The sequence below is a fragment of the Metabacillus fastidiosus NBRC 101226 genome, from assembly GCF_001591625.1.
Lineage (GTDB): Bacteria > Bacillota > Bacilli > Bacillales > Bacillaceae > Metabacillus > Metabacillus fastidiosus.
Genome location: NZ_BCVG01000072.1, coordinates 1 through 20033, shown reverse-complemented (window position 1 = coordinate 20033; position 20033 = coordinate 1). Strand labels below are relative to the sequence as shown.

The window sequence follows — 20033 nt, the reverse complement described above, 5'->3', positions numbered from 1 at the left end:
TTACTGCTCGTTAAGGCTGGGATAAACTTAATGAAGTTACAAGCTTTCAAAATCAACCATTTCAAGATGAAGCATTTTTATCTTGAAGCACTGGTTCCATCTTCACTTCATCTTTTTTTTCAACTGTGACAACAACATTGTCAAATGCAAGCTGGTCTGTTACACCGCCTGCAATATTTAACGCTGGAATGAGGACTGTAGGATCACCGATTGCGGTAATGACGAATGGTGCCGGATACTGATTTCCATCGATCGTAATAACAGGCCCATTACAATAGAAATACGAATCATTCAGCAATCTCTGTCCGTTTATCGCCACCGCATTTGCGCCTGATATGAAAAGTTCATTCACAACCTTTGAAATATGGCTTTCATGAACGATGTAATTATTTACATTTTCACCATCTGGTATGTAAGAAGAATCCTCCAGCGTAATTTCAATGCCGCTGCCGCTAACGCCTACTTCACCGACAAACATCCGATATTTTTCCACATCTTCAACTAAATTAAAGTATACTTGCTTTTGATCTTTTAACTCTTTTTCAAACTCACGGACTTTTTCCTGCTTTTGTTTTAATTCCTTTTGCAGCTTAGCATTACTTTCCTCTTGCTTAATAAGTAAGCTCCGTGTTTCATACTCTTTATTCCACTGTTCTTCGGCAATAGTATTATTCGGTTTTCTCTCTTTTGTCAATTGATAGGAAAAGGAAATTAAAAAACCAAGCACTAGAAAGACGAATGCAAGAATCGCATATTTACCGTTCAGCTTGAGCCTTTTCCTCATCTTTTTCATCTCCCTTATCTTCTATTTTTTCGTGTGATTCAAAATAGGAGCCAACTTCAAGATGAATAACGCCTTTAATATCTGGATCAAGCTCACTAACAATGGATGGATAGATAGCCATTTTCTTCGCAAAAGAACGAACTGTTGCACTTACTTCATACCCATCATTCATATATAAAGTCATATGCCACCGATCTGTTTTAGTCGGGGTATGATGAATTTCTGAAATCGAATTACGAATACTTACTGGAATTTTTAATAATTCCTCTACTAATTCCTTCAGCTCATTCTCCCTTTTCCAATTAATAAGAATCGGGGCATCCGCCGGATGTGTAATTTCCTTTTCATAAAAAATAAATCCATTTTCAAGTACAGAAAAATAACTTTCACCTTTTTCAACATAGGCAATACTTTTGTATTCTTCCACCGTTAAAAATACATAGTTTGGCAATTGCTTCTCGATTGTAACTTTTTTAATTAACGGATCTTTTAATATAGAGCTTTCAACCTCTTTTTTGTTTATACTCCAAAATCCTGTCGTATTGGATAAATGGCTAAGTTCGATAATTTTATCTGTTAAGACAGAACTATTTCCCTTTACCTCAATTTTTGAAACCTTGCTAAGAGAGGATTGAAAATAGATAACGAGCAATATAAGCAGAAAAAAAATCGAAAGAAATGTAATTAATCTGCGATTTGCCTTCTGTTTCCGCTGCTTTTGCAGCTTAGGTATGCGATCTTCTAAAGAAACGACTTTTTTCTCCACTTTTCCCACCCCATTCTAGGGAACAATATATAACTATAAAAAGGAATAAACGGCATATGCATGCCGTTTAAAATTCAAAAACTTTTCATCATTTTTGCATCTTTTATTAGCATTACAAAATAAAGCTGCCCTTATTCCATGTATGTCCCATTATAACATAAAATAGGTAAGGATTGGGTCCGTTTCTTAACTAATTTGAGCCGATAATTTCGACTTCTGTTTCTATCGTAATATCGTATTTTTCTAAAATTTCCTTTTTGATATATTCAATAAGATCTAAAACATCCTTTGCCTTCGCTCCACCGGCATTAACGATAAAATTACCATGCATATCAGACACTTTTGCACCGCCGATTTGGTATCCTTTCAAGCCTGCTTCTTCCACTAATTGACCAGCATAATTTGGCAGCGGATTTCTAAAAATACTTCCAGCACAAGGGTAATTCCACGGCTGTGTATCCCGGCGATAATCTTTATTTTGCTTTAATACTGCAAGAACATCCTCTTTTTTCGCCTGAGACAGCTTTAAAACAGCTTCAAGACAAATTCCAGGTCGTTTCTTTTGCAGGATAGATGTCCGGTATGAATATTCCATCTGCTCATTTGTGAGCCACTCCGTAGTCCCATCTTCAAAGAGAATATGTGCCTTCACAAGAATATTGGACATATCAGAACGGTGCGCACCAGCATTCATATAAACAGCCCCGCCGAGCGATCCTGGAATTCCTGCTGCAAATTCAAGCCCTGAAAAACCTTGGCGGCTAAGAACTGTCGCAAGCTTAACAAGCGAGTATCCGGCACCAACTGTAATGACGTCCCCATCCATTTCTAAATCGTCCAGTCCCTGACCAAGTTTAATGACGACACCTTTCATTCCTTCGTCAGAAACGAGTAAATTCGATCCCCTGCCAATGACGCGAAAAGAGGCATCATGTTCACGGACAATTGTCAGTGTTCTTTTTAGTGACTCTATATTTTTAGGCTCCACAAATATTTCTGCCGGTCCACCAATTTTAATCGTCGTATGATGTGCAAGCGGTTCATTTTCAATCACTTTTCCCACTTCTGCTTCTACTAATTTAGTAAGTAAAGATTTCATAGTCTACCTCCTCCTTGCATTATATGTATTTATTAAGACGAAATTATTTTGAAATATGTTTCATAACATCATAAAGTTTTTTTGCCGCATCGGGAATACCTAATTTTTTGGAAGCTTCGGCCATTTGAGTAAGCCTTTGCTCATTTAATAAAATTTCATCCATTTGCGCTAATAATACTTCTCCATTCAAGGCTTGCTCACTAAGTAAAATTGCCGCATCATGATCGCTTAATGAGCGTGCGTTCACTTCCTGGTGATTTGCCGTTACATATGGACTAGGAATTAAAATACTCGGTAGTCCAAGAGCAGTAATTTCTGCAAGTGACGTTGCCCCTGCCCTCGAAACGATTAAATCAATTCCCGCAAGTACATCTGGCATATTATGAATAAAAGGTTTTATAATAATATTCGGCGGTGAACTCATTTTTTCGATCTTTTCCATCACATTTTTATAATGGACCTCACCTGTTACATAAACGACTTCATAGTCTTTATTCTTTAAAGCAGGAATTATTTGTAAAACAGCATTATTAATTGCTCTCGCCCCACGGCTTCCTCCAAAAATAAGGACAGATTTTTTCCCGTTTGTAAGACCTAGACTTTCCTTCCCTTTTTTACCGTCAGCACCGATTACTTCGGATGCACGTGGATTTCCTGTTAATACGACTTTATCGGTTGGAAAATATTTTTCTGCTTCTGAAAAGCAAATCGCTACTTTATCCACATACTTAGCTAGAAATTTATTCGTTATACCTGGCAAACTATTTTGTTCATGAACGATAGAAGGAATACCTAATTTCGCGGCAGCATAAACGACAGGTCCACAAACATATCCGCCTGTACCAATAACGACATCCGGTTTAAATTGCTTCAGCATTTTTTTGCTGTCGTTCACACCTTTTAAAAAGCGAATCACTGTTTTTATATTATCTAAAGATAGCTTGCGCTTAAAACCTGTAATTTCAATTGATTGAAATGGGATTCCAGCTCTTTCCACAATCCCTTTCTCAAGCCCTTTTTCAGTCCCTATATATAAAAACTCAATGTTTTCATCATTTCTCTTCATTTCATTAATAAGTGCGAGCGCAGGATAAATATGACCTCCTGTACCTCCACCACTTACGACAACTTTCATTTCGGGCCCCCCAATTTTATTTAATTGTAAACATTATTGACCCTGTTATATTCAACAGGGTCAATTAATTATATTATAGCGGAAAAACAAGCCATTCTCATAGAGGAAAATGACATATTTCTAGCAATTTTCATACTGAGCTAATAACGAGAATATCTGCTTATATTCAACAATACCCCAATCGCCATAAGCATAAGTGTTAATGAAGATCCTCCATAGCTCAGTAACGGCAAAGTGATTCCGGTTACTGGCATCAGACCGATAACAACACCAATATTAATCATTACTTGAATAGCGACCATCGTAATAATACCAATTGCAAGGAAACTTCCGTAAAGATCTGGTGCACCGAGCGCAATCCTCACACCGCGCCAAAGCATGAGTGCAAATAGAAGCAGAATAAAAGACCCTCCGATAAATCCGAGCTCCTCTGCTAAAATAGCGAAGATAAAATCTGTCTGCGGCTCAGGTAAATAGAAGAACTTCTGCCTGCTTTGACCGAGACCAAGTCCAAAAAGCCCGCCCGGACCAATTGCATATAATGACTGAATAATTTGGAATCCGCTTCCCAAAGCATCTTCCCACGGATCTAAAAACGATGTAATCCGTTTGATTCGATAAGGCGCTGATATAACTAAACCAGCAAACCCGACTATGCCGATCAAACCAAGACCGACGAAATGGCTTATTCTCGCACCGGAGACAAATATCATCACGATACAAGTTCCGACCATAACAGTTCCTGTCCCAAGGTCTGGCTGAAGCATAATCATTCCGAAAGCGAGAAAAACGAGACCTAAAGAAGGAAAGAGCCCTTTTTTAATCGTCGTTATCTTCTTCTGATTTTCTGATAAAAACTTCGCTAAAAAAGCAATCATCGCAAGCTTCATAAATTCAGACGGCTGAATCGAAAACGCACCGACGCCAATCCAGCTTCTTGAACCGTTTCTTTCCATACCAATCCCTGGAACGAGAACGATAATAAGTAAAAAGAAACAGATGATAACAAGCACTTTCGCCCATGTCCGCCATGTCCAATAATCTATATTCATTAAGAAAAACATAGCAATAACACCGACGCTTGCGAATAATAGCTGTCTTTTGGCAAAGAAAAATGAATCATCAAATTTATACGTTGCCCACACCGCACTAGCACTGTAAACCATAATAAGTCCTACTGTTAAAAGGAGCAACGTTAAAATTACTAATATGAAGTCTGGTGTAGACCTTTTTTGTGTCAACGCTAATACACCCCGGTTTCTTAGATTAAGGGCTGTTTTAATCGACACAAAACTGCGTACAAGCCCTTACTTAAGCTTATGCACAGCGTTTATAAACATGTCTCCTCTTTCTTCAAAAGTTTTATACTGATCCCAGCTTGCACAAGCTGGAGAAAGTAAGATGACATCTTCTTCATTTGAAGCATCAAACGCCGCATAAACCGCTTGTTCCACATTATCGACACGTTTTATTACTTCTATTCCGGATTCCTTTGCAATCCTCTCTAGTTTAGGCGCTGTTTCTCCAAACGTAATGAGAGTTTTTACATTTTTTAAAGAAGGCTTTAATTCATCAAATTCATTACCCCGGTCAAGTCCGCCGGCTAATAAGATAGTTGGTTTTGTAAATGCTTGAAGTGCTTTTGTCGTTGCTAATATATTCGTTGCCTTTGAGTCATTGTAGAACTTTCTTCCTTCTACTTCACCAACGAATTGCAAGCGATGTTTCACACCTGAAAAAGTCGTTAAAACATGACGGATTGCCGTATTATTAACACCATATATTTTCACAGCTGCAATTGCAGCAAGAATATTTTCAAGATTATGCTTTCCTGGCAAAACAATCTCATCTATATTAATGATTTTCTCTTCATCCATGAAGAGCGTGTCATCTTTTATATACGCACCTTTACCTATGTTTTGTGATGCAGAAAAATAGATAAGTTTCCCATTTGATTTTTCAGCCAGTTCACACACTTCTTTATCATCATAATTAACAATCGCAAAGTCTTCATTCGTCTGATTCTCGAAAATTTTTCCCTTCGCTTCGGCATACTCTTTTCTCGTACCATGATAATCTAAATGTGCATCAAAAATATTTAACACAAGAGCAATTTTCGGATTAAACTCGATCGTGCCCATAAGCTGGAATGAAGAAAGTTCCATAACAACGACTTCATCATCCTTAGCTTCCTTTGTTACCTCACAGGCAACCGTTCCGATATTTCCAGCGATAAGAGCCTTAGAGTGATTCGCTTTTAACATTTCATATATTAAAGTTGTTGTTGTCGTTTTCCCATTCGAACCTGTTATACCGATAATTTCTGCTTCAGAAATTTTATAGCTAAGTTCTACTTCCGTAATAATCGGGATTCCTTTTAGTACAGCTTTTTCAATTAACGGATTAGAATAAGGAATACCCGGATTTTTGACGATGAGATGAACATCTGCATCTTCAATCAAAGAAAGCGGGTGTCCCCCGCCAATGACCTCTATACCAAGGCTTTCTAATTCCTGTACTGCTGTATCTTCTTTTTTCGCCTTTAAATCATTTACTGTCACATTCGCTCCAAGGCTTTTTAATAATTTTGCTGCTGCCAGACCGCTTTTTGCCAGTCCAATAACTAAGACATTTTTATGTACATATTCTGTCATATTTCTCACCTATAACCACACCTCAATATAAATTCCGAGCACTGCAAAGATTAGTCCTACCGTCCAAAATGTGACGACTACCCGCCATTCTGACCAGCCAATAAGTTCATAATGATGGTGAAGCGGACTCATTTTAAAAATACGTTTTCCTGTTGTTTTAAAAGATATAACTTGAATAATAACGGATAATGTTTCAATAACGAATACGCCGCCGATTAAAGCAAGTAAAATTTCCATCTTCGTTAAAATCGCAATTGCTACAATTGCTCCCCCAAGTGCAAGTGACCCGGTATCCCCCATAAATACTTTTGCAGGATGAGCATTGAAAACGAGAAAACCTAGAACAGCACCTACGACAGCGACAGAGAAAAGAGCTACATCATATTGCATCGTATTCCATGCAAGAATTGCAAATGCACCGAAAGCAATTGCCGCTGTTCCTGATAATAAACCGTCTAGACCATCTGTTAAGTTAACTGCATTGGAACCGCCAACTAAAAGGAAAGTAACTAAAACAAGATAGCCCCATCCTAAGTCAATTGACCATTCTGTTCCAGGGAAACCGATTTCTGTAGAAAAGCCGAACTGCGTGTAAACAATATAAAAAATAACAGCAATAATGACCTGGCCGAGCAGCTTTTGTCTTGATGTAAGACCTAAATTCCTTTTCATGACAACTTTAATAAAATCATCTAAAAATCCGAGCAGCCCATACCCAACTGTTACGAAAAGAAGTAAATACATTTCTACACTCATTTCGGAAAATTTCCCTGTCATGACAATTGTCGTAATAACAACTGATAAAATAATCATGACCCCGCCCATTGTTGGAGTTCCTGATTTTTTTTGATGAGACTGAGGCCCTTCCTCACGGATACTTTGACCAAATTTTAACCGTCTTAAAAACGGGATAATAACTGGAGAAAGTAAGACACTTATTAAAAATGACATTAAAATTGTGAAAATAATAACTTGTTCAAGCATGCTTCACTTCCTCCTCCCTAACCATGATTACGTCATCATCATATGAAGATGCCCCATAAATATGTTTTTCTCTTTTTAATTCATTCATTTTAAACTCTCTTTCTCCCTATTATACTTTTATGGAAAAGGGACGGAGCCTAGAAACTCTATCTATTTCGCCCACGCCGCCTTCATTTGATTATATTGTACAAAGGCCGGAACCTATGTCTATTTTAAGATCGCATTACGTTTATCTTGTAACTATTCTCACTTATTTAGTTCACTGATCGCTTTTAATGCAACTTCCCGATCATCAAAATCAAATACTTCTTTCCCAATCTGCTGATATGTTTCATGACCTTTACCAGCAATTAATACGACATCATTCTTTTTCGCATTCTTTATTGCGAACGAAATAGCCTCTTCACGGCTTAAAATGGAATGATAATGTTTATTTAAAACGCCTGCTTCCATATCTTTTAAAATCATGCCTGGATCTTCACTGCGCGGGTTATCTGATGTAAAAATCGGTTCATTACTATGCTCTGCTGCAATTTGTGCCATAAGTGGACGCTTCGTTTTATCACGATCACCCCCGCAGCCAACGACACAGAAAATATCTCCTTTTGCAAATTGCTTAATCGTTAAAAGTACATTTTCAAGACTGTCTGGTGTATGTGCGTAATCAACAATTACTGTGAAATCTTGTCCGCCATCAACAAGTTCAAATCTTCCGCGCACTCCTTCTAATTTCTCAATTGCCCTTACAATTGTATCGAGATCGATATTAGAAGCAAGAGAAGCACACGCTGCAGCTAAAATATTGTAAATGCTGAACTTCCCAGCCATGTTCACGCTAACTGTACGTTTCTCTCCAAAGGCAATAAGATCGAATGTCGTTCCGTTTGACGTCATCGTGATATTATTAGCCATTACATCTGCCTTATGATCAATTCCATATGTTAAAACTTTTGCAGCAGTCATTTTAATATATTCATCACACACTGTTTCATCACGATTTAAAACAGCAAATTTCGGCTTGTTAACATTAAAATTATTACCCAGCTGTGCGAATAAAAGTCCTTTTGCCTGCTTATAAGCTTCCATTGTATGATGATAGTCCAAATGATCCTGTGTCAGATTTGTGAAAACAGCTACATCAAAATCACAGCCATGGACACGACCTAAGTCAAGTGCGTGAGAAGAAACTTCAATCATTGCATTTGTTACACCTTTATCCCGCATTTTACGAAACGTTTTTTGCAAGGTTAAGCTTTCAGGCGTTGTATTTTGCACCGCCTCTTGTTCATCACCAATTTTTATGTACATCGTCCCAATTAATCCGGTTTTCTTATGTGCTTCTGCCATGATTTTTTCAATAATATGTGTTGTCGTCGTTTTTCCATTCGTTCCTGTTACTCCGATTAAATGGAGTTCTTGTGTCGGCTGTCTGTAAAAAGCATCAGCTAAACGCGCCATTGCTCTTTTCGTATCGTTTACGATAATAACTGGTACATTTACTTGCAGAGGTTTTTCCGCAAGTATTACAACAGCCCCTTTTTCAACTGCTTGATCTGCATAATCATGGCCATCAACTGTGTAACCGTCAATACAGACAAAAAGGCTTCCTTCCTTTACTGCACGAGAATCCATTTCAATCGATGTAATTTCAATATCTTCTTCTATTTTTAATAATGGCTCATGTAAGTATGTAAGGAGTTCATTTAACTTCATCTCCACCAAATCCTCTCGTTATCTAAGTTGACTTAATCTAAGGAAGAATTAAAGTATTATTATGTTTCCATTTAGTTCTTATTTTATCTCAACTAAGGAAAAAGAGCTATCACTTCCTAATGAAAAACTGTAAAAAGCATGGCATAGTTGTTATGCCATGCTTCTTCTTACCATTTATTCATTTTTCTTACTTCCTAAATAAAGCCTTAATGTCGAGCCTTCATCCACTTTAACACCTTCCTGTGGTGACTGCTGCACAACGATATCTCCTTCACCAGAAACATCAATATCCAAATTAACAAGCTGCTCCGCAAGCTCTTGCTTCGTCAACCCTATAACATTCGGTACTTCCACTTTCTTTTTGTCTAAGTAATTATACTTTTTATCAATTTGATCTTTACTAGGTTTCACACCTAGCTCAGGAAGAATATCTCTCATAATATTCCCAACGATTGGTGCTGCTACCTGGCCCCCGAATTGAACGGTCCCTTTCGGATTGTCAACAGCGAGATAGACGACGACTTCCGGATTATTGGAAGGTGCAACTCCGATAAAAGAAACGATATGATTATTCTCCATATATCTTCCATCTTTTACCTTCTGGGCTGTACCTGTCTTCCCTCCCACACGGTAGCCTTCAACAAAAGCTTTTCCACCCGTCCCTTGTGCAACGACGCTTTCTAGTGCATAGCGGATTTGCTTTGATGTTTCTTCAGAAATAACTCTCTTTTTCGCTTGTGGTGTCGTCTTGCTAACAACTTTATTTGTAGCGGGATCAATCCATTCTTTTGCAATATATGGGGTGTAAAGAATACCCCCATTAACCGCTGCCGACACTGCTGCTACTTGCTGGATCGGCGTAACTGATACTCCTTGACCAAAAGCAGTTGTCGCTTGTTCAACTGGTCCAACTCGGTCGATATTAAAGAGGATTCCCCTTCCCTCTCCCTGCAGGTCAATTCCGGTTTTCTGACCAAAACCGAAGTCTTTAATATATTTAAATAGCTTCTCTTTTCCCAGTCGGTCCCCAAGCTCGACAAACCCTGGGTTACAAGAGTTTTGCACAACCTCTAAAAATGTTTGGTGGCCATGGCCCCCTCTTTTCCAGCATCTTAATGTTGCACCCTCTACTTTCACAAAGCCCGGGTCATTAAAAGTATCTCTTTCTAAATCAACTTTCTTTTCTTCAAGAGCTGCCGCAAGTGTAATAATTTTAAAAGTAGAACCGGGTTCATACGTACTCCAAACAGGTAAATTGCGATTGTAAACTGTCGGATCTACATTTTTAAAATTAGCAGGATCAAAGCCCGGCCTGCTTGACATTGCTAAAATTTCTCCATTATTCGGATTCATTGCAATCGCAATAATTCCATCTGCTTTGTATTTCGCCTGTGCATTATCTAACTCACGCTCAATAATTGTTTGCACACGCGAGTCAATCGTCAGTTTTAAATTCAGTCCATCAACAGGTGCGCTATAATCATCCGCTTCATTAGGCATTCGCCGTCCTTTTGCGTCAGAGTAAAACTTCACATAGCCTTTTTCACCTTTTAAATATTCATCATAATATGATTCAAGCCCTAATAATCCCTGATTATCAATCCCAGCAAAACCGAGCACATGGGAGAGATAATTCCCAAATGGATAATGCCTTTTTGAATCCTCGGCAATATACACACCTTTTAGACTGAGAGCCCGTACTTCATTCGCCTTTTCATGGCTTATTTTCCTGCCTTCAGGATTAATCTTAACGCTCATTTCCTTTTTCGTAATATGCTGATATGCTTTTTCCTTTGACATATTTAAAACCGCTGCAAGCTTCTCAGCCGTGTCAGCTGGATTTTCAATTTGCCTTGGTACGATGTAAATCGTCGGGGCACTTTTATTCGTTGCAAGCTCTACACCATTGCGGTCTAAAATTTCTCCCCGCTCTGGTTCAAACGGAATATTACGGCTCCATAAATCTTTCGCTAACCCAGTTAACTTATTACCGAGGTAAAATTGAACATAGCCTAAGCGGATGTCAATGATGAGAAAGATAATAAGACCAAATAGCAAAGTTAATGCTAGACGTTTTCTAACAGTAACGTTCGATACGCGCATATAGTTAAACTCCCCCTCGTTAAGGCTCGTTCAAATATATGCTTGTACAAAAGTCAGTAGAACTAATTTTCCTCTGCTTGCTGTTCCTGTTCCTCTTTCTCATCTTCTTCTTTTTCTTTTGGCAATTGATCTTTTAATTGAATAACGAGTTTATCACCTTTTTTAATGACAGAACCTTTTTTGATCGTTTGTTTCGTAACGAATCCGTGACCATTTGATTCCAGCTCTAATTCTAATAAATTTGCAAGTTTCATAACATCTCGTTTAGACCAGCCTATTATATCAGGCATTTTTACTTTTTCGGATGTTTGTATTAAAACTTTTTCATTTGCAATGATACTTGTTTTTGCTTCAGGAAATTGATCAATAATTTTATCGCCATCTCCGAGTACAACAATATTGAAATTTTTCTCTTTTACTATTTCTGATGCTTCTTTCAATGTTTTTTCACGAAGCAATGGTAATGTTTCACCAGTTTCTACTTTATTAGCCTTCTTATCCTTTTCTGTCGGCTTAATCTGCAAGTATTGCAGGCTGTTTTTCATGACCGTATTAAAAATCATCGACACTGGTGTAGAACCTGCTTGACCATTTAATTTTGGTTGCTGAATTCCAACATAGACAATTAATTGAGGATCTTCCTTTGGAGCCATTCCAAGGAAAGAGAAAACATGATTGTCATTTCCTCTTAAATAGCCATTTGGACCATCAGCAATTTGTGCCGTTCCTGTTTTCCCAGCAACATCATAGCCTTCTATTTGGAATGGTTTTCCTGTTCCATGCTCCCCACTAACAACTGTTTCTAATATATCGAGCACTTTTTCTGATGTCTTTTTAGAAATCGGCTGGCCGGCAACTTCAGGCTTATGCTGTTCAACAATTTTTTCCTTATCAATATCAACAATTTTATCAATAACATATGGCTTCATCATTTTCCCACCATTTGCAATCGCCGTTGCAGCCTGAATTTGCTGAATTGGCGTAACGGCTGTTGCCTGTCCGAACGCACTTATCACTTTATCAAATTCTGTATTTGAATTCAGCACTGTTTTTGCTTCGTTCGGCAAATCAATACCTGTCTTCTTATCAAATCCAAACTTAGAAAAATATTCATACAAACGATCTGTTCCTAATAATTCTTTTCCAATAATAGAAAAAGCAACATTTGATGAGCGCTGAACACCTTCATTAAATGAAATAGAGCCCCAGCCGCTCTTATTATGATCCTTTATTAACGGTGCCCTTTTACTTGCCATATAAGAACCTGATGAAAAAAAAGCATTCCCATTATAAACACCCTCTTCAATCGCTGCTGCCAGCGTGAAAATCTTCATCGTGGAACCTGGTTCAAATGGGTAGGACACAACATCATTATAATAATAATTAATGTTCCGCTTATTAGGGTCAAAACTCGGGCGTTGCCCCATCGCAAGAATCTGTCCTGTTTTTGGATCAGCAACGACAGCAATCACTTTTTCCGGCTTATACTGCTTCGCTACTTCATTCATCGAATCTTCTAGAAATGTTTGAATTTTTTGATCAATGGTCAAATAAACATTATCACCATTTTTTGGAGCGACAATCTCTTCTTTCCCATTCGGAAGCTTCCAGCCTTTTTGATCACTTTCATAACGTAAATAACCGTCTTTTTCCTGTAAATACTTTTCAAGACTTTTTTCTATCCCGAACATCCCAATTGTTTCACCAGTATCAATATCTTTTTGGGCATATCCGATTAAATGAGAAGCGAAGGTTCCATTTGGATAAAATCGTTTTTTATCGCGAATAAATGTAATTCCTTGAAGTTTAAGATCATCAATTTTCTGTTTTAAGGTCTGACTGATATCACGGCCATTCGCCCCAAATTCCACTTGCTTTGCGTCTTTCTTTAAAATTCTTTCAACCTCTTCTTCCTTCATTCCAATTAGAGGAGCTAATTTTTCAGCTGTTTCCTCAGGATTTACAACATGCTCTCCCTTTAATTTTTTATCTAGGATAGCAATAAGTTTATAGGAAGAAGTATCTTCAGCAATCGCTTCACCGTTACGGTCTAATATTTTCCCTCGGTAAGCTTCAAGTGTTTTCGTTCTGCTGTACATCTTTTCTGCACGTTCTACCAATGCTTCGCCATGTACTTCCCCTGTCGCCTGAATATAGAAAAATCTCGCGAATACGATAAAAAAGAGCACAGCAAATATTAATGATAATATTGCGGCTCCTCTGTTTATATTTTTATTCTTTATCACCGGTCTCATCTTCATCAATCCTGTACGTTTCTTACTTTATTTTCGTCTAGTTTAAGTCCTAATTCTTTTGCCTTTTCCCAGATGCGTTCAGGTTTACTAAGCTCTTCTACTTGAACATGAAGATCATTGTTCACTTGTTTCTGAGTTTGAATTTCCTTCTCCATTTTTTGAATTTCGACATTCGTTTGATACGTTTGAAAGCTGTTGGCGATTATATTAATTGCTCCAATAAGCAAGAATAAAGCAAATACAATAAGCAGTACTTTCTCACCTAAAGTAATTGTTGCACGTCTTTTGACAACAACTGTCTGCTGTACTGGTGCCTGCCTTAGTTTTTCCTGACGTACCTCCTGAATTTTCGTCGCTAAATTACTCATTATGTTGAAAACCCCCTTTTAAATCATGTTAACTTCTCAGCAATTCGAAGTTTTGCTGATCGCGCCCGGTTGTTATCCTCTATCTCTTCATCTGAAGGTAAAATAGGTTTCCTCGTAATCAGCTTTACTTTCGGTTTATATTGTTCAGGTATCATTGGTATATTTCTCGGAAGTTCAGGTAATTCAGAAGCTTGCTTAAACGTCGTTTTGCAAATTCGGTCCTCAAGCGAATGGAAAGTGATGACGCTTACTCTTCCAGCTGGCGCCAGAAGTTCAATTGCTTGCTCAATTGCCTCTTCAAATACCTTCAACTCATCATTTACCGCTATTCTAATCGCTTGAAACACTCTTTTTGCAGGATGGCCGCCTTTTCTTCTCGCAGGGGCAGGAATTGCATCTTTTATTAGCTCTACTAACTCCCCCGTAGTTTGTATCGGCTTAGTTGCCCGAAATGTTTCGATTTTCCTAGCAATTTGTTTAGAAAACTTTTCTTCTCCATAGCGGAAGAAGATTTTTACTAGATCCTCATATGGCCACTCATTGACAACATCATAGGCACTGATAGATGCATCACGGTCCATCCTCATATCAAGCGGAGCATCATGATGATAGCTAAATCCTCTTTCAGGTGTATCTAATTGCGGAGATGAGACGCCTAAATCAAATAAAATTCCATCTACTTTATGAACACCATGTTCTTCCAATCTTTCTTTTAAAAAGCGGAAATTACTTTTTATAAAAGTTACCTTTTCTAAATGAGGCTGAAGTTTTTCTTTTGCATGATTAAGTGCTGCATCATCCTGATCAAAAGCAAATAACCGGCCTCCATCTCCAAGCTGTGATAATAAGTATTCACTGTGACCGGCTCCTCCAAGGGTGCAATCGACATATGTACCATCACTTTTCACATTTAGTCCATCAACTGTTTCTTCTAGTAAAACTGTTCTATGTTTAAACATCGTTGTAACCACCTTCAAATCGTTTTCATTGTTTAGCTTGTCCATTTTTCCGTCCGGAATTAGAAATCAAAATCAATCATGTTTTCAGCAATTTCTTCAAATGATTGCTCCTGCTCTTTTACGTATTCATCCCAGATAGGTTTGCTCCACAACTCAATCCGATTTGAAACACCGATCACGACACATTCTTTTTCTAGTTTTGCATATTGCATAAGCGGTGCGGAAATATTAATTCTTCCTTGTTTATCAAGCTCACATTCCATCGCACCAGAAAAGAAAAATCGGGTAAAAGCACGAGCGTCTTTTTTTGTTAGCGGGAGTGTCTTTAATTTCTCTTCTATTTGCCGCCATTCCGACAGCGGATAACCGAATAAACATTTATCAAGACCTCGTGTAAGGATGAACACCTCTCCAAGTTCCAAACGGAATTTAGACGGTATGATCATGCGACCTTTAGCATCGATCGTATGTTTGTATTCTCCCATGAACATACCAAGGTCACCACTTTCTCCCACTTCTCTCCACCTCTTATTTTACACGCTTTATATATAAAAAAAAACCCTGTAACAACAGGATTTATTAAAAAGTTTTATTTAAATTTTGACAATTTTATGCCTATCATTAAAGGTATATGACAAATTAGTCAATTCCACTACAAAATCCGTACCGAATTTGTTTAAAAAGTAATAAATATTCCATATTCTCTCTTGTAGTTGTCCATTCGGTTTCAATGCATTTTCAATACGGCGATATTTAGAAAGCTCTACTTCATTTTGCTCTTTCACTCTTCTATCAACTACTTTCGTTAGAAAATCCAATTGATTTTCAATTAAAAAAGCATTCTTTTGAAGCAATGGTTCAAGGCTCGGATCAATAGTTAGAGCTGCCTGTTTTAATTGGCGATGAATCGCTCCAATCTCTTTTTTTGCTCCATCGACTAACGGCTTCATCTCAACCGGAGTATGAGCATGCAAATAAGCTTCCCTTGCCCCTTCTGTTCCTCTTTCAAGCACTTCTTCTAAACTTATATCAAGTTCCTTCATATCTCTTTCAATACTGCGCTCTAAAATCGTAATATTTAATCTTGGCACGACAGGCGGCATCTCATAACCAAATAATGAAAATACCTCTTTTAATTCTGCCCAGTATGTTATTTCTCCAGGACCTGCAATAAAGGCGAGCGTCGGAAACAGAAACTCCTGCATAAGCGGCCTTGTTACAACATTATTGCTGAATCTCTCAGGTGATTCAGTAACTAGTTTGATTAACTCTTCTTTAGAAAATACAAGACCTAAATCCTCAACTTTGAATTCATTTTCACTACATCGGTCCATTAAATATCGCTCACCATCATGATGATAAAAAAGATTAGCACTTTCCTCTTTCATCTCAATGATCGGCTTATAGCCATATTCTCTCATACAATCCTGTTTTTTTTGAACTGCCTGTCCTACTGCACTGTTCTTCTCAATTATTTCAAAAAAACAATTCTTTTCAAGTTCACGTAAACGGTGATCACCGGAATTAATTAGAACAAGACCTTCATCTTGAAACATTTCTAAAATAAGTTCCTCAAAAACTTGGACGAAGGAATCAGCTCGGCTCGTACATTTTTCTATTTGTTCAAGCAATCTATTCGTAAAATCAGTTTCACCATACGTTTCGATAATCTCCTTTGTCCAATTTACGAATGTTCTATCGTTAATCTGAATATCAGAAACAGGCAGTTTTTTTAAATAATCAAGCTCATGTTTCATTGCTCTTTTCTTGATAAGTTTATTTTCTGAAACGAAAACATGATTTATTTCTGCAAAATCATGATCTTCACCAGCGATCCAAAAGACAGGAATGACCGGAACATTAAGTTTCTCTTCTTGCTCACGGGCAAGAACAAGTATCGATATAACTTTATGAATCGTATACAGCGGACCTGTTAAAACACCTGCCTGCTGTCCGCCAATAACAACGACACTATTTGGATCACGCAATCTTTCCATATTTTCTATCATTTTCGGATATCTTTTAGCAAATCTCTCTGAATATCCTTTTAAATAATCTACTAATTGGTCACGTTTAAACGAACGTCTCTTTATATCTTCAATCCGCTTAAAGTAAACGTTCTCATCATGAATATTATATGAAAAAAATAACTCATTCGGTAATTTATTTTTATGTAAATCATTCACAAAAGTGTTTGAAGATTTCAGGGAGAGTTCAACAATCTCCATATTATGTAACTTCCTTTCTGCGTATGTTGCTGATTGCCATGTTTTTCACAACCTAAAAAAGTATAGCATTTCCATATCAAAAGCGGAAGTGACTTGCTCAGCCCAGACAAGCATAAGGCAGGTCAGAATAGAAGGTGTTCTTTACCTTCAATTCTGAAATGACTTATGACTCGAGCAGCTAGCCGCTGAAGCTAGATGTCAAACAAGTAGAAAAGCCCCAACAAGCATAAGACGATTTCGAATAGAAGATTGCGTTTTATCCTCAATCCGAAGACAGCTTATAACCCTAACATCCAGGCTCCTAAGCTGAATGTTATCAAAAACGTGTCAGTTGCCATTTAGTTCTCCTGCTCTAATCCCTTCACAGCATAATATACGAAAGTTAAATAAGGAACAGCTTTTTTCATCTTCTCTGCTTTTTCTAGTAAAGAACCTATAATTGCATCAATTTCCGTTGGCCGTCCTTCTTTTATATCTTTTAGCATAGATGATTCATTTTCAGCCGTTTTCTTACAAATGGAATTTACATGATTCCATAAAGAAGCCTCCCCCTTCTTAAAAGGAAATAAGCAGTATACTTCTTTGAAAATTCGCTCCATTAAAAGTTGATAATCTTTATTTTTGAATAATGCTCCATTTTTACAGCGAAGTAAAGCAGTTAATGGATTGATTGCCGCATTTACAATTAGCTTCTCCATTAGCAGTTCATGAAAATCATTTTCTATTTTAAATAAAAAATATTCATCTTCGTTTTCAAAAACTTTATGTACATAGCTTTCTCCATGGACAGCTGCAAGCTTCGTCACACCGACACCAGTATGGCAAACAGTCCGTTCATCTATTTTTAATGCTCCATGTTCAACAATACCGACAAATAGTTCATGCTTAGAAAGTTCAGAAAAAAATTCGAGATGTCCAATTCCGTTTTGTAAAAATATAATCGTTTTCCGGGGCATCTCTTTTAATTTCTGAACGATAGGTTTAAGCTGATATTGTTTTACTGCAATAAATAAAACCTCTTCCCCGTATGTTGGTTTTGCGGTCGCTTTTAAAGAAGTTGTTAAACTCTCTGTATTAAAAGTAAGCTCCATTCCTCGCTCATTTAACAACTGCGCTCCGCTCTCCCTTCTCGTATAAACATTTATTTCATGATGCTTCCCTAAATAATGAGCAAATAATAAGCCGATCGCTCCTGAGCCGATAATACCGATTTGCACAACATTTCACCATGCCCTCTTTGTAATCTTACTTTTATCCCAACCTTAACGGAACACATACTAATTTCACCACGTCACGCGAGCAACGTATGTGTGTCCCGTATCCTGCGTGCCTTACCTAACAATCAGTGAAGGGTGTACAAAAACCTCCACTGATAGAAGTTTCACTTTATTTTAAAACAAATTTTCTTCATTTGTAAAAGATGGACGCTTAAACCGGATAAACAGGGCGCTTCCTTTCACTAAAGGAAAGACTCTTTCTTTCATAGACAGAAAAACGATTAATCAGCTCGGCTCTAAGCAAATTTGGTGCAACAATATCATCAACGATCATTTCAGAAGCAAGTTTATAAATATCAAGATGTTCTTTATATTCTTCCTGTTTTTCTCTAATAAATTGACTCTTTTCCTTTGGATCTTTTAATTCAGCAATTTTATTTGCATAAACGGCATTTACAGCCGCTTCAGGTCCCATCACCGCAATTTGTGCTGTCGGTAAAGCGAGACAGCAGTCAGGCTCAAATGCTGGTCCTGCCATCGCATAAAGTCCTGCACCATATGCTTTTCGAACGATCACAGAAACTTTTGGAACTGTTGCAGAACTCATCATTGCAAGCATCTTCGCCCCGTGGCGAATAATGCCTGCCCGTTCAACATTTGTACCAATCATAAATCCAGGTACATCAGTGAGAAAGAGAATAGGAATATGGTAGGCATCACATAAGGAAATAAATTTCGCAGCCTTGTCGGCAGAATCAATGAATAGGACACCACCTTTTACTTTCGGCTGGTTCGCAATAATACCGACTGTCTTCCCATCCAATCGTGCTAAACCGGTAATGAGTTCCTTTGCAAACAACTTTTTTATTTCAAAAAAACTGTCCTCATCAATGATGGTATCAATACATTCATACATATCAAATGGAATATTTTGATTCTCAGGTATAATATCAGCAAGTTTTTTTCCTTCTTTTGGTGAAACACTATCTATTTGACAAGGCTTCTCCATATAGCTTTGCGGAAAATAGGATAAATAACGTCTTGCTTTTGCTATTGCCTCTTCTTCTGTTCCACAAAGAAAATCACCGCATCCACTTACAGAACAATGCATTCTCGCGCCACCCATTTCTTCTAGCGTTACCTTCTCTCCGATCACCTTTTCTGCCATTCGTGGAGAACCTAAATACATAGAAGCATTTCCATCGACCATAAAGACGACATCGCAAAATGCTGGAATATATGCTCCGCCAGCAGCAGATGGTCCAAAAAGCAGACATATTTGTGGAATCATTCCTGATAATTTCACCTGATTATAAAATATCTTCCCCGCACCGCGCCGGTTTGGAAACATATCAATTTGATCCGTAATTCTCGCCCCTGCTGAATCTACTAAATAAAAGATCGGTACTTTCATTTTCTCTGCTGTCTCTTGCATCCGGATTATTTTTTCTACCGTTCTTGCTCCCCATGAGCCCGCCTTAACAGTCGCATCATTTGCCATGACACAAACAGTTTTTCCATTTATTTTTCCAATCGCTGTCACAACACCGTCGGCAGGCAAATTTCCTGCTTCACTATTAGCAAACTTTCCGTCCTCTATATATTCACCCTTATCAAAAAGCAGAGCCAGTCTATCCCTTACGAATAATTTATTCTGCTTACGCAGTTTCTCATGGTATTTCTCGCTGCCGCCAGCTTCAATTTTTGCTATTTTCTCATAAAGCTGCTGCTCTTTTTTCATTCCTTTTCCACCTCCTGTTTAAGTAGA

General features: G+C 37.8%; 16 protein-coding genes. All 16 read right to left on the bottom strand.

The window, feature by feature from the left end; translation table 11 throughout:
* Positions 1 to 61: 61 nt before the first annotated feature.
* Complete coding sequence (locus BFA01S_RS15405) at positions 62 to 766, bottom strand: DUF881 domain-containing protein (protein ID WP_066232482.1); 705 nt, start codon at positions 764 to 766, stop codon at positions 62 to 64.
* On the bottom strand, positions 756 to 1550 hold the full coding sequence (locus BFA01S_RS15400; protein ID WP_082800020.1) for a cell division protein FtsQ/DivIB: 795 nt from the start codon (positions 1548 to 1550) through the stop codon (positions 756 to 758). The genes BFA01S_RS15405 and BFA01S_RS15400 overlap by 11 nt, the downstream gene beginning before the upstream one ends.
* Positions 1551 to 1740: 190 nt before the next feature.
* Entirely contained in the window at positions 1741 to 2649 is a 909-nt protein-coding gene (murB, locus tag BFA01S_RS15395; protein WP_066232463.1) for a UDP-N-acetylmuramate dehydrogenase, read from the bottom strand.
* 43 nt (positions 2650 to 2692) lie between these two features.
* Complete coding sequence (gene murG, locus BFA01S_RS15390; RefSeq protein WP_066232461.1) at positions 2693 to 3784, bottom strand: undecaprenyldiphospho-muramoylpentapeptide beta-N-acetylglucosaminyltransferase; 1092 nt, start codon at positions 3782 to 3784, stop codon at positions 2693 to 2695.
* Between the two features lie 140 nt (positions 3785 to 3924).
* Complete coding sequence (gene spoVE / locus BFA01S_RS15385; protein ID WP_066232458.1) at positions 3925 to 5025, bottom strand: stage V sporulation protein E; 1101 nt, start codon at positions 5023 to 5025, stop codon at positions 3925 to 3927.
* A 66-nt stretch (positions 5026 to 5091) separates the two neighbouring features.
* Positions 5092 to 6447 (bottom strand): UDP-N-acetylmuramoyl-L-alanine--D-glutamate ligase, encoded by a 1356-nt coding sequence (murD, locus tag BFA01S_RS15380; protein ID WP_412758786.1) that lies wholly within the window; start codon positions 6445 to 6447, stop codon positions 5092 to 5094.
* Positions 6448 to 7422 (bottom strand): phospho-N-acetylmuramoyl-pentapeptide-transferase, encoded by a 975-nt coding sequence (mraY, locus tag BFA01S_RS15375; RefSeq protein WP_066232454.1) that lies wholly within the window; start codon positions 7420 to 7422, stop codon positions 6448 to 6450.
* 246 nt (positions 7423 to 7668) lie between these two features.
* Positions 7669 to 9135 (bottom strand): UDP-N-acetylmuramoyl-L-alanyl-D-glutamate--2,6-diaminopimelate ligase, encoded by a 1467-nt coding sequence (locus BFA01S_RS15370; protein WP_066232476.1) that lies wholly within the window; start codon positions 9133 to 9135, stop codon positions 7669 to 7671.
* Positions 9136 to 9309: 174 nt separating this feature from the next.
* Positions 9310 to 11238: a stage V sporulation protein D gene (locus tag BFA01S_RS15365; RefSeq protein ID WP_066232452.1), complete on the bottom strand. Its 1929-nt coding sequence runs from the start codon at positions 11236 to 11238 to the stop codon at positions 9310 to 9312.
* A 62-nt stretch (positions 11239 to 11300) separates the two neighbouring features.
* Positions 11301 to 13493, bottom strand: a complete 2193-nt coding sequence (locus BFA01S_RS15360; protein ID WP_429996101.1) for a penicillin-binding protein — start codon at positions 13491 to 13493, stop codon at positions 11301 to 11303.
* Positions 13494 to 13498: 5 nt separating this feature from the next.
* Positions 13499 to 13861 (bottom strand): cell division protein FtsL, encoded by a 363-nt coding sequence (ftsL, locus tag BFA01S_RS15355; RefSeq protein WP_066232449.1) that lies wholly within the window; start codon positions 13859 to 13861, stop codon positions 13499 to 13501.
* Between the two features lie 23 nt (positions 13862 to 13884).
* Entirely contained in the window at positions 13885 to 14820 is a 936-nt protein-coding gene (gene rsmH / locus BFA01S_RS15350; protein ID WP_066232446.1) for a 16S rRNA (cytosine(1402)-N(4))-methyltransferase RsmH, read from the bottom strand.
* Positions 14821 to 14879: 59 nt separating this feature from the next.
* Positions 14880 to 15311: a division/cell wall cluster transcriptional repressor MraZ gene (gene mraZ / locus BFA01S_RS15345; RefSeq protein WP_066232470.1), complete on the bottom strand. Its 432-nt coding sequence runs from the start codon at positions 15309 to 15311 to the stop codon at positions 14880 to 14882.
* A gap of 102 nt (positions 15312 to 15413) precedes the next feature.
* A complete protein-coding gene (gene bshC / locus BFA01S_RS15340) occupies positions 15414 to 17048 on the bottom strand; it encodes a bacillithiol biosynthesis cysteine-adding enzyme BshC (protein ID WP_066232442.1) in 1635 nt (544 codons plus the stop codon).
* 338 nt (positions 17049 to 17386) lie between these two features.
* The gene (locus BFA01S_RS15335) at positions 17387 to 18265 is read right to left on the bottom strand and encodes a 2-dehydropantoate 2-reductase (protein WP_066232440.1); all 879 of its coding nucleotides are present in this window, start codon (positions 18263 to 18265) and stop codon (positions 17387 to 17389) included.
* Positions 18266 to 18476: 211 nt separating this feature from the next.
* Positions 18477 to 20006, bottom strand: a complete 1530-nt coding sequence (locus BFA01S_RS15330; protein WP_066232437.1) for an acyl-CoA carboxylase subunit beta — start codon at positions 20004 to 20006, stop codon at positions 18477 to 18479.
* Between the last annotated feature and the right edge of the window lie 27 nt (positions 20007 to 20033).